This window comes from Pseudomonas putida, from assembly GCF_001941965.1.
GTDB lineage: Bacteria > Pseudomonadota > Gammaproteobacteria > Pseudomonadales > Pseudomonadaceae > Aquipseudomonas > Aquipseudomonas putida_L.
The window spans coordinates 1-25,896 of record NZ_MKZO01000040.1; the positions used below are offsets into that span (position 1 = coordinate 1).

At 64.0% G+C, this 25,896-nt stretch carries 19 protein-coding genes; 10 read left to right on the plus strand and 9 right to left on the minus strand.

All coding sequences use genetic code 11. From position 1 onward, the window contains the following. The 3 genes from PSEMO_RS22190 to fusA all read left to right on the plus strand — a co-directional run. A partial coding sequence (locus PSEMO_RS22190) for a hypothetical protein (RefSeq protein ID WP_218641250.1) occupies nucleotides 1-463 on the plus strand: 463 nt, incomplete at its 5' end. Further along, nucleotides 463-1,458, plus strand: coding sequence for a DUF6708 domain-containing protein (locus PSEMO_RS22195; RefSeq protein ID WP_075805127.1), 996 nt, complete (start codon nucleotides 463-465; stop codon nucleotides 1,456-1,458). The genes PSEMO_RS22190 and PSEMO_RS22195, both read left to right, overlap by 1 nt. A gap of 257 nt (nucleotides 1,459-1,715) precedes the next feature. Then, nucleotides 1,716-3,821, plus strand: coding sequence for an elongation factor G (fusA, locus tag PSEMO_RS22200; RefSeq protein ID WP_075805128.1), 2,106 nt, complete (start codon nucleotides 1,716-1,718; stop codon nucleotides 3,819-3,821). A gap of 51 nt (nucleotides 3,822-3,872) precedes the next feature. On the opposite strand, the gene PSEMO_RS22205 is transcribed toward fusA, so the two are convergent. Beyond that, entirely contained in the window at nucleotides 3,873-5,072 is a 1,200-nt protein-coding gene (locus PSEMO_RS22205) for a hypothetical protein (RefSeq protein WP_075805129.1), read from the minus strand. Nucleotides 5,073-5,185: 113 nt separating this feature from the next. Continuing rightward, nucleotides 5,186-6,643: a SulP family inorganic anion transporter gene (locus PSEMO_RS22210; RefSeq protein WP_075805130.1), complete on the minus strand. Its 1,458-nt coding sequence runs from the start codon at nucleotides 6,641-6,643 to the stop codon at nucleotides 5,186-5,188. 277 nt (nucleotides 6,644-6,920) lie between these two features. Here PSEMO_RS22210 and PSEMO_RS22215 point away from each other — a divergent pair, with 277 nt between their 5' ends. From PSEMO_RS22215 to PSEMO_RS22230, 4 genes are all read left to right on the plus strand, one after another. Next, complete coding sequence (locus tag PSEMO_RS22215) at nucleotides 6,921-8,198, plus strand: bifunctional O-acetylhomoserine aminocarboxypropyltransferase/cysteine synthase (RefSeq protein ID WP_075805131.1); 1,278 nt, start codon at nucleotides 6,921-6,923, stop codon at nucleotides 8,196-8,198. Nucleotides 8,199-8,441: 243 nt separating this feature from the next. Beyond that, on the plus strand, nucleotides 8,442-10,094 hold the full coding sequence (locus PSEMO_RS22220; RefSeq protein WP_218641251.1) for a flavin monoamine oxidase family protein: 1,653 nt from the start codon (nucleotides 8,442-8,444) through the stop codon (nucleotides 10,092-10,094). 116 nt (nucleotides 10,095-10,210) lie between these two features. After that, complete coding sequence (locus PSEMO_RS22225; protein ID WP_075805132.1) at nucleotides 10,211-11,893, plus strand: alpha-keto acid decarboxylase family protein; 1,683 nt, start codon at nucleotides 10,211-10,213, stop codon at nucleotides 11,891-11,893. Between the two features lie 590 nt (nucleotides 11,894-12,483). Beyond that, a complete protein-coding gene (locus PSEMO_RS22230; RefSeq protein ID WP_075805133.1) occupies nucleotides 12,484-14,439 on the plus strand; it encodes a DNA topoisomerase III in 1,956 nt (651 codons plus the stop codon). Nucleotides 14,440-14,572: 133 nt separating this feature from the next. Here PSEMO_RS22230 and PSEMO_RS22235 read toward each other — a convergent pair whose 3' ends face one another. Next, nucleotides 14,573-15,394: a class I SAM-dependent methyltransferase gene (locus tag PSEMO_RS22235; RefSeq protein WP_075805134.1), complete on the minus strand. Its 822-nt coding sequence runs from the start codon at nucleotides 15,392-15,394 to the stop codon at nucleotides 14,573-14,575. Nucleotides 15,395-15,510: 116 nt separating this feature from the next. On the opposite strand from PSEMO_RS22235, the gene PSEMO_RS22240 reads away from it, so the two are divergent. After that, on the plus strand, nucleotides 15,511-15,900 hold the full coding sequence (locus PSEMO_RS22240; protein WP_075805135.1) for a VOC family protein: 390 nt from the start codon (nucleotides 15,511-15,513) through the stop codon (nucleotides 15,898-15,900). 81 nt (nucleotides 15,901-15,981) lie between these two features. On the opposite strand, the gene PSEMO_RS22245 is transcribed toward PSEMO_RS22240, so the two are convergent. From PSEMO_RS22245 to PSEMO_RS22255, 3 genes are all read right to left on the minus strand, one after another. Next, entirely contained in the window at nucleotides 15,982-18,075 is a 2,094-nt protein-coding gene (locus PSEMO_RS22245) for a TonB-dependent siderophore receptor (protein ID WP_075805136.1), read from the minus strand. 188 nt (nucleotides 18,076-18,263) lie between these two features. Continuing rightward, on the minus strand, nucleotides 18,264-19,208 hold the full coding sequence (locus tag PSEMO_RS22250) for a p-hydroxyphenylacetate 3-hydroxylase reductase component (protein ID WP_075805137.1): 945 nt from the start codon (nucleotides 19,206-19,208) through the stop codon (nucleotides 18,264-18,266). A gap of 69 nt (nucleotides 19,209-19,277) precedes the next feature. Further along, nucleotides 19,278-20,447, minus strand: coding sequence for a p-hydroxyphenylacetate 3-hydroxylase oxygenase component (locus PSEMO_RS22255; protein ID WP_075805138.1), 1,170 nt, complete (start codon nucleotides 20,445-20,447; stop codon nucleotides 19,278-19,280). A gap of 260 nt (nucleotides 20,448-20,707) precedes the next feature. Between PSEMO_RS22255 and PSEMO_RS22260 the strand changes: the two genes are divergently transcribed. Together PSEMO_RS22260 and PSEMO_RS22270 are read left to right on the plus strand one after the other, a co-directional pair. Continuing rightward, on the plus strand, nucleotides 20,708-22,192 hold the full coding sequence (locus PSEMO_RS22260) for an aldehyde dehydrogenase family protein (protein WP_075805139.1): 1,485 nt from the start codon (nucleotides 20,708-20,710) through the stop codon (nucleotides 22,190-22,192). A gap of 201 nt (nucleotides 22,193-22,393) precedes the next feature. Continuing rightward, nucleotides 22,394-23,257, plus strand: a complete 864-nt coding sequence (locus PSEMO_RS22270) for a LysR family transcriptional regulator (protein ID WP_075805141.1) — start codon at nucleotides 22,394-22,396, stop codon at nucleotides 23,255-23,257. Here PSEMO_RS22270 and PSEMO_RS22275 read toward each other — a convergent pair. From PSEMO_RS22275 to PSEMO_RS22285, 3 genes are all read right to left on the minus strand, one after another. Then, entirely contained in the window at nucleotides 23,254-24,402 is a 1,149-nt protein-coding gene (locus tag PSEMO_RS22275) for an HPP family protein (RefSeq protein ID WP_075805142.1), read from the minus strand. The two genes, PSEMO_RS22270 and PSEMO_RS22275, sit on opposite strands and share 4 nt — an antisense overlap. A 199-nt stretch (nucleotides 24,403-24,601) precedes the next feature. Continuing rightward, nucleotides 24,602-25,324 carry an anti-sigma factor gene (locus tag PSEMO_RS22280; protein WP_075805143.1) on the minus strand — a complete coding sequence of 241 codons (723 nt, stop codon included), beginning with the start codon at nucleotides 25,322-25,324 and terminating at the stop codon, nucleotides 24,602-24,604. Beyond that, nucleotides 25,321-25,857, minus strand: coding sequence for a sigma-70 family RNA polymerase sigma factor (locus PSEMO_RS22285; RefSeq protein WP_075805144.1), 537 nt, complete (start codon nucleotides 25,855-25,857; stop codon nucleotides 25,321-25,323). The genes PSEMO_RS22280 and PSEMO_RS22285 overlap by 4 nt, the downstream gene beginning before the upstream one ends. Between the last annotated feature and the right edge of the window lie 39 nt (nucleotides 25,858-25,896).

Here is a 25,896-nt window from a genome sequence, read left to right on the forward strand (position 1 = left end):
GGTGGGGGCGGCTGGGTTGGTGGGGGCTTGGTATGACCTTCAGGATGCGTATGAGAATCGAGGACATAAAAGGTACTCTCTTGCCGGAGTCTACTTATTGCGCGCAGTGACGCAGATGGGTTCCGCCACCTTATCGATTACGGTGGGCTTGGCGTACGCGAAGCCATACTTGGAATACCTGCTAAAACAGTACGGAACTCGCCCAATTCTCGGTGTAGCGGTTAGATCAGGCTTGCAAGCTTCTACTGCTTTGGCCCTACGCATGATTCCAATGCTTCGGCTATTTTTCGGCCTGAACATGGTGATTCTGGCATTGGTACTAGTTGAAATTTTCCTATTTCCTAACCAGCTGCAGCGCTATCTCGACTCCTGCACATTCCGTAAGGACCTTAAAAACAATGGCATCGAGAGTGAAGAAGCTGAAGTAAAAACCATGCAAAACGCATTAGAGGGGACTCTCTAGTGTATTTTCTGGAGCGAGGATTTCAGTGGTCCAAGACATTAACCACTTACGACGAAGCCAAGAACGAATTCAACAACCAACAGCGCCATCCGGGACAGACTGAACTTCATGCCCCCGATGGAGTGAGCGAGCCAGTTTCAAGCAGAACTTATGACAACTCATCAATCTATACATACAACGACAGACACATTGACGTCAGGACACCGAGCGACGAAAAAAGAGGAGCAATTACATTCTTTGCAATCGCCATATATGGAATGTTAATACATGCCATTACAATCAACACAGTGATGTCCATCGACTACATTATTGCTGGACATAGCTATTACGACAAAGCCCCACTAACCAGTATCGATTACTTTTTTGCTGTGCTTTTCCCCTTATCCTTGCTGATAGTACTTGCCGCCTTTTTGAAATACACGTTTCGTTTCACTCGTTTGGAGTCCTTTACCGCCCGTCGCGTAATTGTCCGCTTCAACCGAATCACCCGAAAAGTCTACCTCCTCCGTCCCAAGCACTTGGGTGGCATCCGCATCATGGACTGGGACAAGACCGAGATCCTTATCGACAAGAAAATGAGCGAACTCGAAGGTACCGGAGGTTTCGTCATCCTGGTCTGGGACAAAGGTGATGGCGTCGATCTACAAGGCACCCCCACCGACAACATCGAAGTCACCTTCATCGGCAAACCCACCCGCAACGCCAGCGAACTGTTGGCGTTCTGGGAATACATCCGCCGCTACATGGAAGACGGCCCCGCCTCCGCGCCAGCCCCGAAGAAACTCATCTGCAAATTCCCCTGGCCCTGGCTTTCGCTCAAGGCCGCCTGGGGGTTGGATACCAGCTTCTTCCGCCAGAGCGAACTACGGGTATTCGTGTTGCTCAACCTGCTGCTATGGCCCGTCATCCTGATCCACGCCACCGGCCACTGGTTGTCACTACTGCTTTGCTATGAGCCAAGGTTTCCGAAAGTCATCGAAGAAGCCGGGCGTTGATCGATCCCTCTTCCTGGGGCTGTATCGCAGCCCCTCCAGTGCACTCACGAACGGTGGTGCAGCCATCGTAGAACTTACGTCTGCGGTTGGTCAGGAATACAGCAGACACAGGTTTTACGGCCGCTTCGCGCCCGTTCGCGAGCAAGCTCGCTCCCACACCAATCTCGCGTCGTTCATCTGTCCGGCGATCCGGCAATCCCCCCAGCCTCTGCTACCGTGGAAATACCACCCTCCCCACGCAACACAGGTGACCCCTCATGGCGCGCACCACTCCCATCGAGCTCTACCGCAATATCGGCATCGTCGCCCACGTCGACGCGGGCAAGACCACCACCACCGAACGCATCCTGTTCTACACCGGGGTCAACCACAAGATGGGCGAGGTCCACGACGGCGCCGCGACCATGGACTGGATGGCCCAGGAGCAGGAACGCGGGATCACCATCACCTCGGCGGCGACCACGGCCTTCTGGCAAGGCTCGACCAAGCAGTTCCCCGACAAGTACCGCTTCAATATCATCGACACCCCCGGCCACGTGGACTTCACCATCGAGGTGGAACGCTCCCTGCGCGTGCTCGACGGCGCGGTGGTGGTGTTCAGCGGCGCCGACGGGGTCGAGCCGCAGTCCGAAACCGTGTGGCGCCAGGCCAACAAGTACCATGTGCCACGCCTGGCCTATGTGAACAAGATGGACCGCCAGGGCGCCGACTTCCTGCGGGTGGTCAAGCAGATCGACCAGCGCCTCGGCCACCATCCGGTGCCGATCCAGCTGGCCATCGGCGCCGAGGAGAACTTCGCCGGGCAGATCGACCTGGTGAAGATGAAGGCGATCTTCTGGAACGATGACGACCAGGGCACCAGCTACCGCGAGGAAGAGATCCCCGCCGAACTGCTGGACCAGGCCCGCGAGTGGCGCGCCCATATGATCGAGGCCGCCGCCGAGGCCAACGACGAGTTCATGAGCCTGTACCTCGACGGCGTCGAACTGAGCAACGAGCAGATCAAGGCCGGCCTGCGCCAGCGCACCCTGGCCAACGAGATCGTCCCGGCGATCCTCGGCTCGTCGTTCAAGAACAAGGGCGTGCCGCTGATGCTCGATGCGGTGATCGATTACCTCCCCGCGCCCTCGGAAATCCCGGCGATCAACGGCACCGATCCGGACCACGAGGACAAGCACCTGGAGCGCCACGCCGACGACAACGAGCCGTTCTCGGCCCTGGCCTTCAAGATCGCCACCGATCCCTTTGTCGGCACCCTGACCTTCGCCCGGGTCTACTCCGGCGTGCTCAGCTCGGGCGACGCCGTGCTCAACTCGGTCAAGGGCAAGAAGGAACGGGTCGGGCGCATGGTGCAGATGCACGCCAACCAGCGCGCCGAGATCAAGGCCGTGTGCGCCGGCGATATCGCCGCGCTGATCGGCATGAAGGACGTCACCACCGGCGACACCCTGTGCGATATCAACAAGCCGATCATCCTCGAGCGCATGGACTTCCCCGATCCGGTGATCTCCGTGGCGGTGGAACCCAAGACCAAGGCCGACCAGGAGAAAATGGGCATCGCCCTCGGCAAGCTGGCCCAGGAAGACCCCTCGTTCCGGGTCAAGACCGACGAGGAGACCGGGCAGACCATCATCTCCGGCATGGGCGAGCTGCACCTGGACATCATCGTCGACCGCATGCGCCGCGAGTTCGGGGTCGAAGCCAATATCGGCAAGCCCCAGGTGGCCTACCGCGAGAAGATCCGCAACACCTGCGAGATCGAGGGCAAGTTCGTCCGCCAGTCCGGCGGGCGCGGCCAGTACGGCCATTGCTGGATCCGCTTCGCCCCGGGCGATGAAGGCAAGGAAGGCCTGGAGTTCATCAACGAGGTGGTCGGCGGCGTGGTGCCGCGGGAATACATTCCGGCGATCCAGAAAGGCATCGAGGAGCAGATGCTCAATGGCGTGGTCGCCGGTTATCCGCTGATCAGCCTCAAGGCCGCGGTGTTCGACGGCTCGTACCACGACGTCGACTCCAACGAGATGGCCTTCAAGATCGCCGCGTCCATGGCTACCAAGCAACTGGCGCAAAAAGGCGGCGCGGTGCTGCTGGAGCCGGTGATGAAGGTGGAAGTGGTGATGCCCGAGGAATTCATGGGCGACATCATGGGTGACCTGAGCCGCCGTCGCGGCCTGATCCAGGGCAGCGAGGACACCCCGGCGGGCAAGGTGGTACGGGCCGAGGTGCCGCTGGGCGAAATGTTCGGCTACTCCACCGAAATGCGCTCGATGACCCAGGGCCGGGCCAGCTATTCGATGGAGTTCACCCGGTACGCGGAAGCGCCGGCGAGCATTGCCGAGGTGATCATCAAGAAGCAGGGGTGAGGCGCAGCGGCCCGGAGATGGCCCGAAATACAGGTCATCTCCAGCCGTCGATCAGATCAACAGGCGAGCAATCATCAGGCGATGGACCTGGGTATCAGGGTCAATCACTTGCGCGTTCACCAACAAGGTGCCGGGTAGGTGCTCCAGCAACTGATTCGCAGGGAAATGGTACTCCACCCCAGGAAACGGCAGGGTGAAAACCGGCTGCTCGACGAAGCCATCGGGAGTGAGCACGGTTAGCTGCGCTCTATCCACGTACTCGTCCCGGGCCAGGGCGAACACCCGACCGGCCGCGTCGGCCAGCACAGCGCGGCCGGGAGTCCAGGACAGGGCCAGAGGCTCGCCGCGGTTGAAGGTATGGTCGCGCTCGCCATGCGGGCGCAGCTTCATCACAAAGCTGCGGCGTTTGTCGTTGTCGCTGGGGCTTATCTGGCCCTGTACGATGACCCTGCCGTCAGCCTGGAGAGCCAGGCTCTCGGTGGTCATGCTCTCTCCGCCGGGAACGGGCAGATCCGCAACCCCGCCGTCGCCGAACGATACATCCGTCTGACCCGCCGCATCATAACCTCTGACTTGGGCGTGCGAATCCGACCACCCGCCCATAAGGATGCGCCCATCCGGCCTGACCACAAGTGCGGGAAGCCGGAGACCGCGCTCGACGAAATGCACTCCATCTTCGCCGAACGTGGGATCGGGCCGCCCGTCGTGATCGAGGCGCATCAGCGCATTGGCCGTATAGCCTTCTGGCCACTGGACACCCTCTCCATGAGCAAGGACCTTGCCATCGCTTTGCAGCGTCGCGCTGAAAACATGGAAGACCCGGTTGTACGGCGCGATTATCGTTGTCCCGCCGCTGCCGAAACTACCGTCAAGGGCACCATCCGCGCCAACACAGGAGAAAAAATAGTCCTGGGCAATCATGTTGCTCACCTTACGGGTACCAATCAGTACCACTCGCTCGTCCGGAAGGGCCACGCAGTGATAAAGCATGTGCTCGAGGGCATCGGAAAGCTCGATGACTGCCACACCCTCCACGCCGAAGGTAGGGTCGAGGGCACCGCGTTGATCGAACCTGACCAGAGTGATGCTATGCGAACTGCCCGGAGACAGGCCGGCCGCAATGATGCGCCGGGACGGCGTCACCGCAATAAGTGCGCCGTAGTTGCCGCCTGGCAGGCTGACTTCCACCAGCCCTCCTGTACCGAAGGTGGGGTCGAGTACGAGTGAACGCTTTGTTCGTTGGTCGGTCATGATGCTCTCCATTAAGAATGGTGAAGACACGGGCGAAGGCGTCGTGCCTGGAGAAGATTCAAAACCTATTGCTGTAAACAAACACCTGACAGAAATATCAGGTACGCCGTCGCTCAGAGCTCCGCCCGCTTCAGCAACTGCTTGCAACGCTCCGACAGATGCACCACCCGCAGATGCTTCCCCGCCTTCTCATAGCGCTCGCGCAAGGTCTTCAACGCCGCGATCGCCGAGTAATCGACGAAGCTCAGGTGCCGGCAGTCCAGCGTTACCTGCGCCGGATCATTGGCCGGGTCGAACTGGTCGAGAAACGGCGTCGACGAGGCGAAGAACAACGTTCCATGCACCCGGTACAGCCGGCTGCCGTCCGCTTCGTCATGGATGTCGGCATACAGCTCGCGGGCGTGCTGCCAGGCGAAGTTGATCGCGGCGATGACGATGCCGAACAGCACCGCCGTGGCCAGGTCGGTGAACACCGTAACCACCGTCACCGCGATGATCGCCAGCACATCGCTGACCGGCACTTTGTGCAGCACCCGCAGCGAAGCCCAGGCGAAGGTCTGCTGGGCGACCACGAACATCACCCCGACCAGCGCCGCCAGCGGGATTTTCTCGATCAGCGGCGAGAGGAACAGCACGAACAGCAGGATCATCGCCCCGGCCACCACCCCGGACAGGCGCCCGCGGCCGTTGGAGCTGAGGTTGATCACGGTCTGCCCGATCATCGCGCAGCCGCCCATGCCGCCGCACAGCCCGGAGACCATATTGGCCGCGCCGAGGGCCACGCATTCGCGGTCGGGGTGGCCGCGGCTCTCGGTGATTTCGTCGGTGAGGTTGAGGGTCAGCAGGGTTTCCAGCAGCCCGACCAGGGCCATCAGCACCGCATAGGGAGCGATGATCCGCAGGGTTTCCAGGTTCCACGGCACCTGCGGCAGGGCCAGGGACGGCAGGCCGCCGGCGATATGGGCCATGTCACCAAGGGTGCGGGTCGGCAGGTCGAGCAGCCAGACCAGCACGCCGACGCCGAGGATCGCCACCAGGGCCGGCGGTACCGCGCGGGTCAGCTTCGGCAGGACGTAGACCACCAGCATGGTCAACGCTACCAGGCCGAGCATCAGCCACAGCGCCGCGCCTTGCAGCCATTGCTCACCTTGCTTGAAGTGCTCCAGTTGGGCCATGGCGATGACGATGGCCAGGCCGTTGACGAAGCCGAGCATCACCGGGTACGGCACCAGGCGCACCAGCTTGCCCAGGCGCAGCAGGCCGAAGAGGATCATCAACAAGCCGCCCAGCAACACCGTGGCCAGCAGGTATTGCACGCCCTGCTGGACCACCAGCGCGACGATGACCACGGCCATGGAGCCGGCGGCGCCGGAGATCATGCCCGGGCGGCCACCGAACAGGGCGGTCAGGGTGCAGATGATAAAGGCGCCGTACAGGCCCATCAGCGGGTTGAGGTGGGCGACCAGGGCGAAGGCGATGCACTCCGGCACCAGGGCGAACGACGTGGTCAAACCGGCGAGGACATCACTGCGCACGCGCAGGGCCCGGTTCTTGGTGTGGGTCTGGGACATCGGGGGTTTCCGTGGGGGCAGGCAAGGCGGGGGAAAATCGTTAGCAAGCTTACCGGATTCGCCATGCTCGACACAAAACCCCTGTGGGAGCTGGCTTGCCAGCGATAGGGCCCGATCTGACAACATCATTGCTCAAGCCGGCCTCATCGCTGGCAAGCCAGCTCCCACAGGGTTTTGTGGTGCTCTGGCTATTTCCTTATGCCAAATAGGGCCATTGACCATCCAGCCACCCTCCCTCCATGCTCCGCCGCTCCCCCCTCTTTCAAGGAGCGACTGCATGAAGCTGGAAACCCTGGCCATCCACGCGGGCTTCAGCCCGGACCCGACCACCCGGGCGGTGGCGGTGCCGATCTACCAGACCACCTCCTTCGCCTTCGACGATACCCAGCATGGCGCCGACCTCTTCGACCTGAAAGTTGCCGGCAATATCTATTCGCGGATCATGAACCCCACCAACGATGTGCTGGAACAACGCATGGCCGCGCTCGAGGGCGGGGTCGGGGCGCTGGCGGTGGCCTCGGGCATGGCGGCGATCACCTATGCGATCCAGACCATCGCCGAAGTCGGCGACAATATCGTTTCCGTGGCCAAGCTGTATGGCGGTACCTATAACCTGCTGGCCCACACCCTGCCACGCATCGGCATCCAGACCCGCTTCGCCCCGCACGACGACATCGCCGCCCTCGAAGCCCTGATCGACGAGCGCACCAAGGCGGTGTTCTGCGAGTCCATCGGCAACCCGGCGGGCAATATCGTCGACCTGCAGGCCCTGGCCGACGCCGCGCACCGCCATGGCGTGCCGCTGATCGTCGACAACACCGTGGCCACGCCGATCCTCTGCCGGCCGTTCGAACACGGCGCCGATATCGTCGTGCATTCCCTGACCAAGTACATCGGCGGCCACGGCACCAGCATCGGCGGTATCGTCATCGACTCGGGCAGGTTCCCCTGGGCCGAGAACAAGGCACGCTTCGCCCTGCTCAACACCCCCGACCCGTCCTACCACGGCGTGACCTACACCGAAGCCTTCGGCCCCGCCGCCTTCATCGGCCGCTGCCGGGTGGTGCCGCTGCGCAATACCGGCGCGGCGCTGTCGCCGTTCAACGCCTTCCTGATCCTGCAAGGCCTGGAAACCCTGGCCCTGCGCATGGAGCGTCATACCGAGAACGCCCTCAAGGTCGCCCGTTATCTGCAAGCCCATGAGCAAGTGGCCTGGGTCAAGTACGCCGGCCTGCCGGATCACCCGGAACACCCACTGGCCCAGCGCTACACCCAGGGCAAACCGGCGTCGATTCTGTCTTTCGGCATCAAGGGCGGCCAGCAAGCCGGCGCCCGCTTCATCGATGCGCTGAAGCTGGTAGTACGCCTGGTAAATATCGGCGACGCCAAGTCCCTGGCCTGCCACCCGGCCTCCACCACCCACCGCCAACTGAACGACGAAGAACTGGAAAAAGCCGGTGTTCCGCGCGACATGGTGCGCCTGTCGATCGGTATCGAGCACAGCGACGACATCATCGCCGACCTGGAGCAGGCGCTCACTGCCAGCCGCGGATAATCCGCAAAACCGCCCGCCCCGCCCTGCCCGGTTTCGACGGCGGGCGCGGGCTTGAGCGGTTCCTTCCGATTGCCTTGCGCACATACCTTCGACTCCCGGCAAAGCCCCGTATTCATTGGGGTTCACCGTTTCAGCCAGCGCCGACAAAATATTCAGTGATGGCAGATTGGCACTGACACAATCCTCGTCGATACTGCCTCCCGCATGGACTTCCTTGCCCACAACAACATAGGGATATTTGCGATGAGCCAGACCCAGCCATTGGATGTCGCCATCATCGGCGGCGGCGTCTCCGGGACCTACAGCGCTTGGCGCCTGCAAGAAGCACAAGGCGATCATCAACGCATCCAGTTGTTCGAATACAGCGACCGCATCGGCGGGCGTCTGTTCAGTATCAATCTTCCCGGTCTGCCCAACGTCGTCGCCGAAGTCGGCGGCATGCGCTGGATGCCGGCCACCGACGACAACACCGGTGGCCACGTGATGGTCGACAAGCTGGTGAACGAGCTCGAGCTGCCGACCAAGGACTTCCCCATGGGCAGCAACCTGCCGGAAAACGATCCGGTCGGTGCCAAAAACAACCTGTTCTACCTGCGCGGCGAGCGTTTCCGCCTGCGCGACTTCACCGAAGCCCCGGAAAAGATCCCCTACAACCTGGCCTGGTCCGAGCGCGGTTTCGGCCCCGAGGACCTGCAGGTCAAGGTGATGAACAGCATCTACCCGGGCTTCGACCAACTGAGCCTGGCCGAGCAGATGCAGGTCAAGGTGTTCGGCAAGGAAATCTGGCGCTACGGCTTCTGGGACCTGCTCTACCGCGTGCTGAGCAACGAGGGCTACCAGTTCATGAAGGACGCCGGCGGCTACGAGGCCAATGTGGCCAACGCCAGCGCCGTGACCCAGCTGCCCGCCACCGAATACAGCGACACCACCAAGTTCCTCACCCTCAAGACCGGTTTCCAGACCCTGCCGCTGACCCTCGCCCAGCGCTTCCAGGACGTCTCGGGCGGCCTGGTTCCCGCCGAGCAGCGGGTGCAGATGAACAAGCGCCTGGCCTCCCTGCAATACAGCGATGACACCGAGTACCCGTACCGCCTGCACTTCGTCCCCACCCAGACCGTGGATGGCAACACCACTGACGTCCCGGGCGCGGACGAGATCATCATCCATGCCCGCCAGGTGATCCTGGCCATGCCGCGGCGCTCCCTGGAGCTGATCCAGTCGCCACTGTTCGACGATCCGTGGCTGAAAGAGAACATCGGCTCGGTACTGGTGCAGTCGGCGTTCAAGCTGTTCCTCGCCTACGAACAACCCTGGTGGCGCGCCCAGGGCCTGGTGGCCGGGCGTTCGGTCACCGACCTGCCGATCCGCCAGTGCTACTACATGGGCACCGAGTGCGAGCAGGACGGCGGCGAGAAAACCCTCAACTCGCTGTTGATGGCCTCCTACAACGACATCGGTACCGTGCCGTTCTGGAAAGGCCTGGAAGACGGCGCACCGTTCGAAGGCTACCAGCCGAAAAGCCTGCAGGGCCGTATCGACAGCAATGAAGTGGTGCCGCGTATGCAGTACCAGATCAGCGAAGAGATGGTGCGCATCGCGCAGCGCCAGGTCACCTCCCTGCACGACCAGATCGAGCTGCCGGCGCCCTACTCCGCGGTCTATCACGCCTGGGATGCCGATCCGTTCGGCGGCGGCTGGCACGAGTGGAAAGCCAACTACCGTCTCGACCTGATCATCCAGGGCATGCGGCATCCGGTGCAGGACCAGGACGTCTTCATCGTCGGTGAAGCCTACTCCTACGGCCAGGGCTGGGTCGAAGGCGCCCTGACCACCGCCGAGTCCACCCTGCAGGACTTCTTCGGCCTGCCGCGTCCCGAGTGGCTGCCGGAGGCGTAACAGTTGCTGCCGACCCCGGCGCCGGTCGATATCGAGAACCCGCCATCCCTGACCTGCACCGACTGCAAGAAGACACTCGCCGAAGTCACTGACTTCGCCTACACGGGGATCAAGGCATGAGTACCGCACCTTTCACCGTTGCCGACTACCTGCTGACCCGCCTCAAGGAACTGGGCCTGACCAAGGTGTTCCAGGTCCCGGGGGACTATGTCTCCAACTTCATGAACGCCCTAGAGGCCTTCGACGGCATCGACGCCGTGGGCGAGGTCTATGAAATGGGCGCCGCCTACGCCGCCGACGGCTATGCCCGGGTGCATGGCCTCGGCGCCGTGTCGCTGCAATACGGCGTGGGCACCTTCAGCGCGGTCAATGCCATTGCCGGCTCGTTCGTCGAACGCGCCCCGGTGGTGGTGATCTCGGCCAGCCCGTCCACGGAAAACCGCGAGCTGGCGCGCCAGCAGCATGTGCTGTTCCACCATTCCACCGGCAACTTCGAGGCCGACCGCAATGTGCTGGAGCAGGTCACGGTGGCCTGCGAGATCATCTCCGACGCCCGCCAGGCACCGTGGCAGATCGACAGCGCGCTGATCGCCGCCATCACCCATCGCCAGCCGGTGTACCTGGAGGCCTGGAAGGATGTCTGGGGCCTGCCCTGCTCGCTCCCGCAAGGCACCCTGAAGCCGGCGCCGCAGCCGTCCAACCCGGATGCCCTCAAGCTGCTGGTGGACAACAGCGTCCAGCGCCTGGCCGAAGCGAAGAAACCGCTGGTGCTGCTGGGCGTGGAAGTCATGCGCTACGGCTTGCAGGACGCGGTGCAGCGCCTGATCGACGGCTGCCAACTGCCGTTCAGCACCACCCTCGACGCCAAGACCGTGCTCGACGAAAGCCAGAAGCCCTTCATCGGCACCTACGCGGGCCCGGCCTCGCGCCTGGAGACTTCGCCGCAGGTGCTGGAGGCCGACTGCATCCTGGCCATCGGGGTGATCTTCACCGACGACTACCTCGACCTGCTCAAGGACCGCTTCGACCAGATTATCCAGGTCAACTGCGACCTGGCCCGCACCGGGGCCGAGTACTACCCCAACGTGCGCCTGCCGGACTACGTCGACAGCCTGCTCAAGGCCTTCGACCTGGACAAGCGCTTCCCGCGCAGCGACGTGTACCTGCCCCGGCACCCGGCCCTGCTCGGCGCCTGCGCCCCGAGCGACGCCCTCGGCTACGAAAACTTCTTCGCCAGCCTGGTGGACTTCGCCAAGGAGCATCGCCTGTGGCAAACCAGCACCCTGATCCTCGGCGAAAGCTCGTCGCTGTACGTGGCCAGCAACATCCAGGACATGCCGCGCAACAGCTTCCTCTCCGACGCCATCTGGGGCTCCCTCGGTCATGAAACCGGCTGCGCCCTTGGTGTTGCCCTGGGCAGCGGGCAACGGCCGATCGTGGTCGCCGGCGATGGCGGCTTCATGATGGTCAGCCAGTCCCTGGCGGCGCTGACGCGCAACAAGGTCAACGCCATCGTCTTCGTCATGAGCAACCAGGTGTATGCCATCGAGCAGGCGTTCGTCGATATCGACGCCTTCAATCCGGACGGCGAGTTCGCACCGTTCGATACCCTGCCGAGCCTGGATTACCCGGCCCTGGCCAAGGGTTATGGCGCGCTTGGCTACCAGGTGAATACGGTCAGCGAGCTGCAGGCGTTGCTGCCAACACTGCTGGAGATCAGCGACCGGCCGGTACTGGTGGAGGTGAAGATCCCGGAGAAGGACCTGGCGGTTCAGATTGAGCGGTTGGCCAGCAACTGACGGGAAAAGACCAGCGTGCGCATGGCGGTAGCCTGCGTACTGCTGGGCACGGCGGCGACGGTGAGAAGGCCTGTCAGTAGATCGCATCAGGGCTGATAGGTGCTTGTCATGACTTCTCCAGCGCCCTTGAGATCGAGCGCCGCCCGCGCGGCGCATCGCTGGCAAGCCAGCTCCCACATTTGTTGCAACGTACCTATGCCTGTCAGGCCATGGTTGACCGCCTTGTTTGTACGACGCGGTATCGCGCCGAGCCGAAAAGCCTCCTCGCGATAGTTCGCCGAACATCCAAGGCTGGCAACGGAGATCTCACAGGCCATGGCACGTTGCAACAAATGTGGGAGCTGGCTTGCCAGCGATGCGCCGCGCGGGCGGCGCTCGATCTTGAGAGCGCTGAAGATCTATCGGCATGCGCCTAGTGGCCATAACTCGGTCTTCTGACAGGCACATCGCAGCCACTCGTGTGCAGAACCCACACTCCAAGATCACGCGCCCAGCACACAAGACTGTACATCCATACAGATAAACCTTGCCACCGCGCCTCCCTCGAAGCATCCTAGGGAACCTCGTTCCCCTGGATGCCTCTCTTCCCCATGCGCCTGTTCCTCTGCGAAAAGCCCTCCCAGGCCAAGGATATCGCCAAGGTCCTCGGGGCCAGCCGGCGTGGCGATGGCTGCTGGGTGGGCACTGGGGTGACGGTGACCTGGTGCATCGGCCACCTGCTGGAAACCGCGCCGCCCGACGCCTACGACGCGCGCTACAAGCGCTGGGTGCTGGCCGACCTGCCGATCGTGCCGGAGCAGTGGAAGATGCAGGTCAAGCCCAAGACCGCCAGCCAGTACAAGGCCGTCAAGCGCCTGCTGGGCGAAGCCGCCGAGCTGGTGATCGCCACCGACGCCGACCGCGAGGGCGAGATGATCGCCCGCGAGCTGGTGGAACATTGCCGTTACCGCGGGCCGATCCAGCGCCTGTGGCTGTCGGCGCTGGACGATGCCTCGATCCGCAAGGCCCTGGCCGCGCTCAAGCCCGGTGCCGAAACCTTCAGCCTGTACCATTCGGCCCTCGGCCGCTCCCGCGCCGACTGGCTGATCGGCATGAACATGAGCCGCCTGTTCACCCTGCTCGGCCGCCAGTCCGGCTACCAGGGCGTGCTGCCGGTGGGCCGGGTGCAGACCCCGACCCTGCGCCTGGTGGTGGACCGCGACCGCAGCATCGCCGATTTCGTGCCGGTGCCGTTCTGGGCCATCGATGTGCAGCTGGACAGCGAGGGCAGCGTCTTCACCGCGCAATGGCGGGCGCCGGACGACGTCTGCGATGACCAGGGTCGCTGCCTGAAGCAGGAACTGGCACAACAGGCGGCTGCGGCGATGCAGGCGGCGGGCACGGCGCAGGTGGTCGAGGTGAAGACCGAGCGAGTCCGCGAGGCCGCGCCCCTGCCCTTCGACCTCGGCACCCTGCAGGAAGTCTGCTCGAAGAAGTTCGGCCTCGGCGCCCAGGAAACCCTGGATATCGCCCAGTCGCTGTACGAAACCCACAAGGTCATCACCTACCCGCGCAGCGATTGCGGCTACCTGCCACTGAGCCAGCACAGCGAGGCGCCGGCGATTCTCGCGGCGCTCGGTCGGGCCGATCCATCACTGGCGCCACTGCAGCCGCACCTGCAGGCACAGCGCCGTTCGCGGGCCTGGAACGATGCAAAGGTCAGCGCCCACCACGGCATCATCCCGACCGCAGCGGCGGTCGATCCGAACCGGCTGCCGGGCAAGGCCAAGGCGGTCTACACCCTGATCCGCGCACGCTACCTGGCGCAGTTCCTGCCCAACCACGAATACGACCGCACCCAGGCGGATTTCGATTGTGCCGGGCAGGCGTTGCGCGCCGTGGGCAAGCAGATCGTCGAACCGGGCTGGCGCCGCGCGCTGCCGGAAGCGCTGACGCCGCCGAAAGGTCGCGAAGCGCCGGCAGCACAGGTGCTGCCAGCGTTGAGCAAGGGGCAGTGGTGCGCGGTGCGCGACCTGGCGTTGAAGGACCTCTGGACCCAGCCGCCCAAGCCGTTCACCGAAGGCGACCTGATCAAGGCGATGAAGAACGTCGCCAAGCTGGTGGAGGATCCGCGCCTCAAGCAGAAGCTCAAGGAAACCACCGGGATCGGCACCGAGGCGACCCGCGCCGGGATCATCCAGGGCCTGCTGGACCGGGGTTACCTGGTAAAGAATGGCAAGGCCCTGAATGCCACGCCGGCGGCCTTCAGCCTGATCGATGCGGTGCCACGGGCGATTGCCGACCCGGGGACCACGGCGATCTGGGAGCAGGCGCTGGACATGGTGCAAAGCGGGGAAATGAGCCTGGAGACCTTTGTCGAGAAACAATCGGCATGGATGAGCAAGCAGGTGGAACGCTGTGCCGGGATGCAACTGAGGATTTCCGGGCCGGCGACACCGGCGGGCCGGGGTGGGTCGCCGTGGAAGAAGAAGCGCAAGGCGGGGACTGCGGCCAAGGATGGGGTGAAGCGGGTGCGCAAGCCGAGGGTGAAGAAGGCCGGGAATTGATGGTGCTGCATCTGGCCTCATCGCTGGCAAGCCAGCTCCCACAGAGGTCGCAGTGATCTCAAGATATGCACTCAACCTGTGGGAGCTGGCTTGCCAGCGATAGGGCCATCAGCAACACCATCAAGCCAAAGCCCTACTCCTTGACCGCCTGCAAGGTGTAGCTCAACGGCAACCGCCAGGGCTGGTTATCCAGCTGCCATTCGCCATTCTCCCGCCGGCTCATCTGCCCCGGCAGCGCTTCCCAGGGGATGCTGTCATGCTCCACCAGCCCGGTGAGCCGCATGCCCTGGCTGATCAGGGCACTCACCACCTCGCCCAGCCCATGGTTCCATTCATGGGTTTCGGTATTGACCAGGCTGGCCTCGGTGCTGACATAGGTCTGGTCACTGATCCACACCGTCGGTTCGGGCCGTTCGAAGTACGGGTACTCCACCACCAGCCGGTCCTGATGATCCTCGTTCAGCGCCAGCAGCATCGGATGGCCTTCGCGCAGGAACAGGCGCCCGCCCGGCTTGAGCAAGGTCGCCACGGTGCCGGCCCAGCGCTGGATATCCGGCAGCCAGCAGAGGGCGCCGACCCCGGTGTAGAGCAGGTCGAACGACGCCGCCGGCAAGGTCGAGCAGGCCGCATAGACATCGGCCTCGACATACTCGATCGGCGTCTCGCAGCGCTCGGCCAGGGCCCGGGCCTGCTCCAGCGAGCGCCCGGAAAAATCCAGCCCGGTCATCTGCGCGCCCAGGCGGGCCAAGGACAACGTGTCGGTACCGATATGGCATTGCAGGTGCAGGCCGCGCAGGCCGTCGATCTCCCCCAGCAACGGCAGGTCGAAGCGCACCACTTCGGAGAGGTGCGCAGGATCGGCGACGAACGCCGCCACTTCATAATCGCCAGACGCCGCATGCAACGGCGCGCGCTCATCCCAGCTGGCTTTGTTGAGGGCAAGTGAATCGGCCATGGTCAGCTCCTTTGGTCCCGGTCCGTGCCCCACGATAGAGCGCTCGCTCAACAGTGGCAATGTGCTGGTTGCCGCAGTGCGGTATAACGGCGGATCACTCATCAAGGAAGACAAGCATGAAACTGGGTTACACCATTGCCTATGTCGCGGATGTCGCGGCGTCGTTGAGCTTTTTCGAGGCCGCTTTCGGTCTGCAGCGGCGGTTCCTCCATGAGTCGGGAGACTATGGCGAGCTGGAAACCGGGGCCACGACCCTGGCGTTCGCTTCCCTGGAGCTGGGGGAGATGAATTTCGCGGGCGGCGTGCTGGCGGCTAGCGAGAGCGACAGGCCGCTGGGAATGGAGATCGGCCTGGTGACCGAGGATGTGCCGGCCGCCCATGCCCGGGCGTTGGCCGCAGGGGCGGTGGAGTTGAAGGCGCCGCAGGTGAAGCCCTGGGGACAGACGGTGTCGTGGGTCAGGTGTCCGGCGGGAATTCTGGTCGAGCTGTGTACGACCGTGGGTTGATGTATTGGTCTTGAGGGCCTCATCGCTGGCAAGCCAGCTCCCACGGGGCTGCGGCGCCTGCGATAAGGCCCTCAAAGACTTTTACATCGAATAGGCCAGGCTCAGGCTCAGGTTCCGCGGCTCGCCCGGCATGTTCCACGCCAGGTTGTAGCCCCGCTCGTAGTACTTGCGGTCGAACAGGTTGTTCAGGTTCACCCCGAGGGTGAGCTGCTCACTGGCCTTGTAGTGGGCCAGCAGATCGACGGTGCTGTAGGACGGCAAACGGAAACGGCTGCCCGCCTGCCCGGAGCGCTCGCCAACGTAGTTCGCCGCCGCACCAAAGTCCGATCCACGCAACGCCCCGTCCTGGAATTCATACACCGCCATCACGCTGCCGCTGTGCCGGGGAATGCCCAGCAGATCGCTGCCCTTGGGCAGGGCCGCATCGCCCTTGGTCACCTCGGCGTCGATGTACGCATAGGCGCCGATCACCCGCACCTCGTCCGTCACCTGCCCGCTGAATTGCAGATCCATGCCCTGGCTGCGCGCCTTGCCCGCCGCAATGCTGTCGCCGGAGGCATCGGTGGTGATGACGTTTTCCTTGTCGATATGGAACAGCGCCAGCGTTGCGCCAACCCGGCTATCGAACAGGTCCAGCTTCAGCCCGGTTTCGTAACCGATGCCCTTCTCCGGCTTGTACACCTGCCCGCGCGTGCCGATGGCATTGGGCTTGAACGAGGTGGAGGCGTTGGCGAACACCCCCACTTGCGGCGTCAGTTGGTACATCAGGCCAAGCCGTGGCGTCGCCACATCCTTTTCCTGGCTATTGCTGACCCGAGTCGCGCGGTTCAGCGCGGTCTGCTCGACCCGCTCCAGGCGCACGCCGACCAGCCCGCGCAGGCGGTCGGTAAAGGCGATCTGGTCCTGCAGGTTCAACGCATAGCTTTCGGTGTGCTCGAAGAAGTCATTGGCATTCACCAGTGGCGGCTTAGCCTGGCCGTACACCGGGTTGTAGATGTCCAGCCCGTAGCCGAAACCGGTCACGCTTTGCGGATACTTCTGGCTGTTGCGGTAGTTCTCGTACTCCAGGCCGATCAGGCTCTGGTGCTGCCAGCCAAGGAACTCGAACTGTCCATGCAGCTCGGCCTGGGTGATGTTGTCGTTCCACTCGAAATCCCGCTCGCGGTAGAAGCGGCTGATGCGATCCCCCACCACGCGGGAGGTTTCCGAGCTGTCACCCCGCAAGGTGCCCTGGGTGTAGTGGTTGGCCAGGCGCAGTTTCCAGTTGTCGTCGAGGTAATGCTCGAGGGCCACGTCGAGGGTCTGGTTGTCGTTGCGGATATGGCCGTCGTTGGGCTCGCCGAGGTAGGTCGAGCGCGAGACCGGCCCCAGCGCGTTGTTCACCGCCGGGATACCCCGGTCGAACACCGACTCGGTGCGGGAGAACTCGGTGTCGATGGACAACAGCGTGTCCGGGCTCAGTTGCCAGCTCAGCGACGGGCTGACGATGGCCCGGCGTCCGTCGACATGGTCGCGGAAGCTGCCGTTGTCCTCCACCGCCAGGTTCACCCGTGACAGCACCCGGCCGTCTTCGTCCAGCGGAGTGTTGACGTCGAGGCTGCTGCGGTAGCGGTCCCAACTGCCGGCGCTGGCCTTGAAGGTGCTGAAGGCTTCGGCCTGAGGTTTCTTGCCGACGATATTGACCAGGCCACCCGGGTCACCACGGCCGTAGAGGCTGGCGGCCGGGCCCTTGAGCACCTCGATACGCTCGATCGCCGAAGTATCCGGCGCGCTGTAGCTGCCGCGGTTGATGGCGAAGCCGTTCTTGTACAGCTCGCCGGTGGTGAAGCCGCGCACGCTGTAGTTGAGGAAGGTCAGGCCGCCGAAGTTGTTCTGCCGCGAGACGCCGCCGGCGAAGTCGAGGGCGCGGTCGATGCGGGTGGTGTTGAGGTCCTGCAGCACCTGGGCGGGTACCACGCTGATGGCTTGCGGGGTGTCGCGGATATCGGTGTCGGTGCGTGTCGCGGTGGCCGAACGGGTGGCGCGGTAGCCCTGGACGGGGCCGTCGGCGCGTTCTTCGACCTGGCGCTCGTTGATGTTCAGGGCATCGAGGAGAACCGGGTCCTGGGCAAGGGCGGGCAGGCCGAGCAGGCTGGCGGAAAGGCCAAGGGAGAGCTTGGTGAGGGGGGTGGTCATGGGGGCACCTGGATTGTTGATGTGATAACATAACAATTCAAGTGGAAAAAGGCACCCTTGGGTTTGTGGGGGTTTGGGGTTCTCTGGCAAGCCTCAAGGGCCTCATCGCTGGCAAGCCAGCTCCCACAGGTTTTGCGGTGCACGCGGTCCCTGTGGGAGCTGGCTTGCCAGCGATAGGGCCAGTAGATTCACCCGCGAATCACAGCCTTCAACACCATCTTGAAATTCTCGATCTGCTCTTCACTGAACTGCCCGAACACCTTGTCCTGCTGTTCCTGGGCAATGCTCCACAGCGCCTCGGTCTGCTCCACGCCATTGGCGGTCAGGCGCACATTGCCGCCCTCCTCGCTGCCACTCACCAGCCCCTTGCGGGTCAGGTTGGCCACCGCCTCGTCGATCTCCCGCGCCGGCATCGCCACTTCCCGCTGCAGATCGGCCAGGCTCAAACCGGCATCGTTCTCCAGCACCATCAGCATCCGCGCTTCGCTGGTGCGCAGGCCGCTGGACAGCTGGCGCGGCTGGTACCCGGCCTGGTAGGCGCGCAGGGCCTGGGTCATCAGGTAGTACAGGTTATGGCTCAGGCGCCCCTGGAAATGACTGCTCGGCGGCTGGCCTTCCTCGCGACGGGTCATGCGCGTATGCGGCAGCACCATGGAATACGCACCCTGGTGATACAGCAACGGCGAACGCCCGCAATCCTCGAAGGCCACCACCTTGCCGATCATGATCCAGTGATCGCCACCATCGACCATCTGGTACTTCTCGCACTGGAAGTTGGCCGAGCAGTCCGAGAGGATCGGCGCCCCACCCGCTCCCGCCTGGTGGGCGATACCGCCGAAGCGGTCATCTCGCGGCTTGGCGAAGTTGTTGGACAGGTCGATCTGGTCCGCGGCCAGGATATTCACCGCGAAATGGCTGGCCGCATCGAAGGTCGCCAGGCTGCTGGAGCGTTTGTCGAGGCTCCAGAGGATCAGCGGCGGGTCGAGGGACACCGAGTTGAAGCTGTTGGCGGTAACACCCACCTTGTTGCCCCGGCCATCGTCGGCGGTGACCACGGTGACGCCAGTGGCAAAGTTGCCCAGGGCGCGGCGGAAGGCACGGCTGTCGAAGGCCGCGGCAGTTTCTGTAGACATGCAAGACTCCCCGGCTGCCCGCGAATGGGCAACCGTGATTGTTGTTATACGAGAGAGAAGAAGTGGAACTCAGACCATGCTCGGGTCAGGTTCCAGGCCCATCAGTTCACGACCGAGGATCTGCGCGCAGACGTCGTAGTCGGTGTAGGCATGGGCGCCGGTCATGTGCGAGTCGCGCCACAGGCGCTGCAGCTCGTTGCTCTCGAACCAGGCGGTACCGCCGGCGGCTTCGTACAGGCGATCGACGGCCTGGATGCACATCTTCACCGCGTAGGCCTGGTTGGTGCGCCAGAACGCCAGGGTCTCGCGGTTCGGGTATTCCTTGCGCGCACCGTGGTCGGCGTGGTCCTGCCAGGTCTTTTCGAGGAAGGCACGGGCGGCGGCGACCTGATGGGTCGATTCGGCCAGGCGCATCAGCGCCGGGGTCGCGGCACCGACGCTGACGCCGGTGTAGGCGCGCACGCGGTTTTTGGTCTTCTCGCGGAAGGCTTCCAGCATGCGCTCGGCGATGCCCAGGCTGATGGTCGCGAAACCGACGGCGAAGTACGGGCGATACGGGGTGTAGAAGATCTTGCTGTCCGGGTACAGACCGAAGCCGGCGGACTTGCCTTCCATCATGTCCTTGGCTTTCTGGATGCGGTGCTCGGGGACGAAGGCCTTGTCGATGATCAGGGTCTTGGTGCCGCTGCCCTTCATGCCGGCGGCGAACCAGTCGTCACGGATCTCGTAGTCGCTGCGTGGCAGCACGGCGAAGCAGTAGTCCTGGGTGCCTTCGGCATTGGCCCGGCGGCAACCGACGATGGCCCACTCGGCGTGATCGCAACCGCTGCTCCAGCCCATTTCGCCGCTGAACAGCAGGCCACCCTCGACCTCTTCGACACGGCCGAACGGCGCGATGCTGCTGGAGGCGGTGTGGTCCGGGTTCACGCCCCAGATTTCTTCCTGGAGCCTGGCCGGGAACATCGCCAACTGGTGGTTGTGGGTGCACAGCAGGCTCATGGCCCAGGCGGTGCTGGCGCAGGCACCGGCCAGCAGGGCGATGCAATCGGTGAATTCCGGCAGGGAGATCTCCATGCCGCCGTAGGCTTTCGGCAGGAACGCGCGGTGCAGGCCGATGCCCTTGAGCAGGGCGATGTTCTCGGCAGGGACCATACGGTCCTTCTCGGCACGGGAGGCATTGGCGGCGATAGCCGGGAGTACCGACTTGAGGTCTTCGAGCAGCGGGTTTGGCTTTTTCATGGGAGGCCCTGCTTATTATTGGATGTCCGACTGAGCTACCAGTGGCAGCGACTGCGGCGGATTCGGGGCCAGTATGGGAGCCGGGCGAGAGGCTGAAAATGCACCTTCCACAGACAAAATTGTACTTTCCATGGCGCAACCGACGCGGCCTTCCGATCGGTTGGCAGACCCGGTCATGTCGCCCTGGCAGGCACAGTCAAGTCACCCGCGCGAGCCTGCGCTAGGGTGCGGCTTTGCCTCTTTGCACAGGTACTTCCGAGATGAGCATTTCCCTTCTGCCTGCCGTCCAGGCCTTTCTCCAGCGCGACCACGGCCTGTTTATCGACGGCCGCGCCCAGGTCGCCGGCAGCGATCGCAAACTCGAGGTCATCGACCCGGCCTGCGGCGAAGTCATCGCCCGTGTCGGCGAAGCCAGCCCGGCGGATATCGACGCTGCCGTGGCGTCGGCGCGCAAGGGCTTCGCCCAATGGTCCCAGGCCGCCCCGGCGGTGCGTGGTGCGGTGCTGCTGAAACTGGCCGACCTGCTGGAAAGCCACTGCGAGGAACTGGCGCAGATCGAGACCCTGCAATCGGGCAAGCTGATCCAGATTTCGCGCAACTTCGAAGTGGCCCAGGCCGCGCACTTCCTGCGTTACTACGCCGGCTGGGCGACCAAGATCGGCGGCGAGACCATCACCCCGTCGCTGCCCTCGTTCAATGGCGAGAAGTACACCGCCTTCACCCTGCGCGAGCCGATCGGCGTGGTGGTGGGCATCGTGCCGTGGAACTTCTCGACCATGATCGCCATCTGGAAACTGGCCTCGGCGCTGGTCACCGGCTGCAGCGTGGTGATCAAGCCGAGCGAGTTCACCCCGCTGACCATCCTGCGTATTGCCGAACTGGCGGTGCAAGCCGGCCTGCCGGCGGGTGCCCTGAACGTGGTCACCGGTGCCGGTGGCGTGGGCAAGGCGCTGATCGAGCACCCGCATACCGACAAGGTCTCCTTCACCGGCTCGGTGCCCACCGGCCTGGCCGTGGGCCAGACCGCGATGGCCGCCAACCTGACCCGCGCCACCCTGGAACTGGGCGGCAAGAACGCCGCCGGCTTCCTGGCGGACGTGGACGTGGAAAAGGCAGTGAACGGCATCATCGAGGCAGGCTTCCTGCACTCCGGGCAGATCTGTGCGGCGGCAGAGCGCTTCTATGTGCACCGCTCGCAGATCCATGCCATCACCCAACGCCTGTGCGAGCGCCTGAGCCAGTTGAAGATCGGCTCGCCGCTGGATGAAAGCGCCGAGTTCGGTCCGGTCACCAACAAGCAGCACCAGGCCAAGCTGGGCCAACTGTTCGCCAAGGCGCGCGCCGAGAACTGCACCATCCTGCATGGCGGCCAGTTGATCGACGGGCCGGGCTGCTATGTCGAGCCGACGGTGATCCTGGCCAACTCGGCCAGGGACAGCCTGATGACCGAAGAGACCTTCGGCCCGGTGGCGACCTTCCTCGCCTATGACACCGAGGAAGAGCTGGTCGAACTGATGAACGACAGCCCCTACGGCCTGAGTGCCAGCCTGTGGACCAATGACCTGGGCAAGGCCATGCGCCTGATCCCGCAGATCCAGGCGGGGACCTTGTGGGTGAACATGCATACCCTGCTGGACCCGGCGGTGCCGTTTGGCGGGATCAAGGCGTCGGGTGTGGGCCGGGAGTTTGGTGGGGCGTTTATCGAGGATTACACCGAGCTGAAGTCCGTAATGATCCGCTACTGACACAACCAAAACAGCAAGGACACCTCTGAACCTGTGGGAGCTGGCTTGCCAGCGATGAGGCCAGCCTGGGCAATGATGTTGTCAGGTCTGGCCAAATCGCTGGCAAGCCAGCTCCCACAGGTTTTTTGCACTTTCCAGAAAATCCCATTCCACTCCAAAAGCTTTAGAATGCCCAGCTCCCCCTCCCCTCCAGGTTCTCCCATGGACATCGAGCTGGCCCGGACCTTCCTTGAAATCGTGCGCAGCGGCAGTCTGGTCGCGGCCGCCGAGCGCCTGCATGTCACCCAGACCGCCATCAGCGCCCGGGTGCAGAAGCTCGAACAGCAACTCGACAGCCAGCTCTTCATCCGCAGCCGCGCCGGCGCCAGCCTGACGCCCAATGGCGAGGCCTTCGTGCCCTACGCCAACCAGCTCCTGCACACCTGGGAAGCCGCCCGCCGCGACCTGCCGCTGACCGACAATTTCCACCAGGTCCTGCGCATCGGCGGTGAAGTCAGCCTGTGCAACCCGCTGATGCTCGACTGGGTCAGCGTGCTCCACGAACAGATGCCCCACCACGGGATCCGCAGCGAAGTCGGCGAAAGCGACACCCTGCTGCAGAAGCTCGAGGCCGGCACCCTCGACGCGGCGCTGGTCTACCAGCCGATCTACAGCCCCGGCCTGCAAGTGGAACAACTGCTGGAAGAAAAACTGATCCGCATCCAGCTCGCGCGCAAGCCCGAGCCCTACGTGTATATCGACTGGGGCGACGCCTTCCGCCGTCTGCACGACGAAGCCCTGCCGGACTGCGCACGCCCGGCGCTGAGCTTCAACCTCGGCCCGCTGGCCCTGCAGTTCATCCTCGAACACGGCGGCAGCGGCTATTTCCGCACGCGGGTGGTGCAGAGCTATCTGGATCGCGGCGTGCTGCAACGGGTGCCCCAGGCCCCGGAATTCCCCTACCCCACCTGGCTGGTGTACCCACGGGAACGGGATTCGGAGGTGTTGCAGCAGGCTTTCGACCTGCTGCGCCAGGTGGTTGCGCGCGAGAGCGACTGGTCGCAGCGCTGGGATCCGCTGATCTAGGCGGCTTTGGCCAGACGGTCCTGGGCCAGCAGGTGTTGGCTCAGGGCGGCAATCAGGTCGGTCTGGGTGACCACTCCAACCACCTTCCCGCCTTCCAGCACCGGCAGGCAGTGCAAGCCGCGATCGCACAGCAGCGGGATCAGTTCCACCGCCTGATGATCGCTGTCCACGGTGATCACCGGCTCGCTCATGATCTGCTCCAGGGTCACCGCCTTGCCGCGACCGAACAGTCCGCGCCAGCTGAATCTGGCCTGGGCCATGGCCGGGCCGACCAGGTCGCTGAGGCTGACAATGCCCACCAGTTTGCCGGCCTTGTCCAGCACCGGGAGGTTCTTCAGGTGATGACTGGACAGTTGCTTCCAGGCCTGCTGCAAAGTGGTCTGCGGGGTGGCGAACTGCACGTCGCGGGACATCACATGGGCCGCGCTGATCCCGCCGAGGCTGCGCTGCACGGCGTGACGCTCGGTGGCGAGGATGATCCGCTCCAGCTCGGGGCGGGTCACATCGACGAACTCGCCCAGTTCATCCAGGGCCTCGTCCAGATCCCTGCTGCTGATCCCGACGCGCTCGCTGGCCGGCTGGTCGGCAGTGGCATGGGCAGCCTTGCGCGGCACGCCGATCTTTGGATAGAGCACCCCGGTCAGGCGGTTGTAGCCCACGGCCACGGCCAGCACGATCAAGGCGTTGAGCATCACCGGCTCGATTACCCGTGCGCCCATGGCCGCCAGCGACGGATCGGCCAGGGCCAGGCTCACCGCCAGCGCCGCACCCGGCGGATGCAGGCAGCGCAGCAGGCACATCAGCAGGATCACCAGCAGCAGCGCAGCGCCGGCCACATACAGGTTATGACCGAACCAGTGATGCAGGCTGATGCCCACCGCTGCGGCGCAGACATAGCTGGCCAGGAACGGCCAGGGCTGGGACAGCGCACCGGAGTGCACGGCGAACAGCAGCACGGTGGACGCCGCCAGCGGCGCCATCAGGTGCAAGGCGGCGGCACTGCCGAACAGGTAGCTGCACGCACTGCCCGCCAGCACCAGGGCCAGCAAGGCACCGAAGGCAGCGCGGAACCATTCTTTGGGGGGGATATGCAAAGCAGCCGGAATGAAGCGATCGAACCAGTGACCCAGACCACGACTAGACATGTGAAGACCAGCACCTTTTGAAGAAAAGAAGCCCGCCCAACCTGGGCGGACTTGTATCGCGAGGGGCAATACGCAAAGGGCTCCTTCCTTGGAGATGGAAAGATTGCCCGGCAGTGTGAAGAAATCCCGCCCCTTGCTCCAATTCAAAAAAGTGCTGTTTTAGTGCAATTATTTTGCAGTGTCACATTTTGGTGCAAATTTACAGCACCTTGACCGCCCGCCCGATGAACTGGATCGGCCCGTTCGGCTTGCCCGTCGGCGAGCCCGTCGGGCCTTCGAGGGTCAATTCGAAGAGCTGGTTGTTCTCCAGCGGCGGCAGGGTTTCGAGCGGTACCTCGACGCGCTCGCCCGGCTTGATCAGGCCCAGCGAAACCGGACCACTCCAGCCATCGGCCTTGGTCCAGAACTGCAGGGTCTTGCCGGCCGGGACCTCGGCCACGCCCAGCGGGATAAGTTGGGCGCTGCGCGGGCTGCTGGCCTGGACCACCCAGCCTGGAGCCTGGTCCTGCGGGGCTACCAGCACCACCAGGTAGGTCGGCAGCGGTGCAGGCGTCCCGCGCAGCAGCAACACCGCCAGCACCAGGCTGGCCGCCAGCCCGGCCGCCGTGGTCCAGCGCCAGGGCGTGGCGCGCTGCCACCAACGGGAAGCAGCCACGCTGGCCACTACCGGTGCCGGCGAGAGGCCGTCAAGGCTGCGCTCGATCCGTTGCCACAGGTAATCCGAAGGCACTTGCGCTGGCGCCAACGCCTGCATCGACTGCAAACGTTGCTCCCAGGCATCCACCGCAGCACGCAGCGCCGGCTCGTGTTCCAGGCGGCGAGCCAAGGCCTGGCGCTGCTCGTACGGCAGCGTGCCGAGCACGTATTCGGCGGCCTGGGCGTCCAGGTCGTCGGCAGATTGCTTGTCGTCGCCGCTTGTCATCCCATGCACTCGCGCAAGGCAGCCAGGCTGCGTTTGACCCAGGCTTTCACCGTGCCCAGCGGACTATCGAGCCTGCGCGCGATTTCGCCGTGGGAATAACCATCGACATAAGCGTGCACCAGACATGCCCGCCGCACGGGCTCCAGCTGGTCCAGGCACTGGCTCAGGCGAGCGCCGTGCAACAGCCCGTCGAGCTCGTCAGTCTGGGCCAGTGCCGGCTCGCTGTGCTCGTCCAGTGCCACGTCCCGCTCCTGGCGGCGCAGGAAATCCAGGGCCAGGTGCCGGGTAATGCTGAACATCCAGCCGCGCCCGCTGCCCCGCGCCGGGTCGAAGGTCGCGGCGCGGGTCCAGATGCGGATGAACGCGTCGTGCACCACGTCCTCGGCCAGGGCAGTGTCCTTGACCAGCCGCCGGGCCACGCCGAGCAGGCGCGGGCCCTCGACGTCATACAGGCGCCGCAGGGCCTGGCGGTCGCCGCGGGCGCAGGCCGCCAGGTGGTCTTCATAGTCGAACGCAGGTGCGGATAAAGTCACAGGGTCTCGCCGTGGCTGGGGACTGGCTGACAGCAGCGT

Coding starts and splice junctions, on each gene's coding strand:
- PSEMO_RS22225 (WP_075805132.1), top strand. CDS start 10,211: ATGAGTACCGCACCTTTCACCGTTGCCGACTACCTGCTGACCCGCCTC.
- PSEMO_RS22245 (WP_075805136.1), bottom strand. CDS start 18,075: ATGACCACCCCCCTCACCAAGCTCTCCCTTGGCCTTTCCGCCAGCCTG.
- PSEMO_RS22250 (WP_075805137.1), bottom strand. CDS start 19,208: ATGTCTACAGAAACTGCCGCGGCCTTCGACAGCCGTGCCTTCCGCCGC.
- PSEMO_RS22210 (WP_075805130.1), bottom strand. CDS start 6,643: ATGTCCCAGACCCACACCAAGAACCGGGCCCTGCGCGTGCGCAGTGAT.
- PSEMO_RS22215 (WP_075805131.1), top strand. CDS start 6,921: ATGAAGCTGGAAACCCTGGCCATCCACGCGGGCTTCAGCCCGGACCCG.
- PSEMO_RS22230 (WP_075805133.1), top strand. CDS start 12,484: ATGCGCCTGTTCCTCTGCGAAAAGCCCTCCCAGGCCAAGGATATCGCC.
- PSEMO_RS22255 (WP_075805138.1), bottom strand. CDS start 20,447: ATGAAAAAGCCAAACCCGCTGCTCGAAGACCTCAAGTCGGTACTCCCG.
- PSEMO_RS22235 (WP_075805134.1), bottom strand. CDS start 15,394: ATGGCCGATTCACTTGCCCTCAACAAAGCCAGCTGGGATGAGCGCGCG.
- PSEMO_RS22220 (WP_218641251.1), top strand. CDS start 8,442: ATGAGCCAGACCCAGCCATTGGATGTCGCCATCATCGGCGGCGGCGTC.
- PSEMO_RS22275 (WP_075805142.1), bottom strand. CDS start 24,402: ATGTCTAGTCGTGGTCTGGGTCACTGGTTCGATCGCTTCATTCCGGCT.
- PSEMO_RS22240 (WP_075805135.1), top strand. CDS start 15,511: ATGAAACTGGGTTACACCATTGCCTATGTCGCGGATGTCGCGGCGTCG.
- PSEMO_RS22280 (WP_075805143.1), bottom strand. CDS start 25,324: ATGACAAGCGGCGACGACAAGCAATCTGCCGACGACCTGGACGCCCAG.
- PSEMO_RS22205 (WP_075805129.1), bottom strand. CDS start 5,072: ATGACCGACCAACGAACAAAGCGTTCACTCGTACTCGACCCCACCTTC.
- fusA (WP_075805128.1), top strand. CDS start 1,716: ATGGCGCGCACCACTCCCATCGAGCTCTACCGCAATATCGGCATCGTC.
- PSEMO_RS22260 (WP_075805139.1), top strand. CDS start 20,708: ATGAGCATTTCCCTTCTGCCTGCCGTCCAGGCCTTTCTCCAGCGCGAC.
- PSEMO_RS22270 (WP_075805141.1), top strand. CDS start 22,394: ATGGACATCGAGCTGGCCCGGACCTTCCTTGAAATCGTGCGCAGCGGC.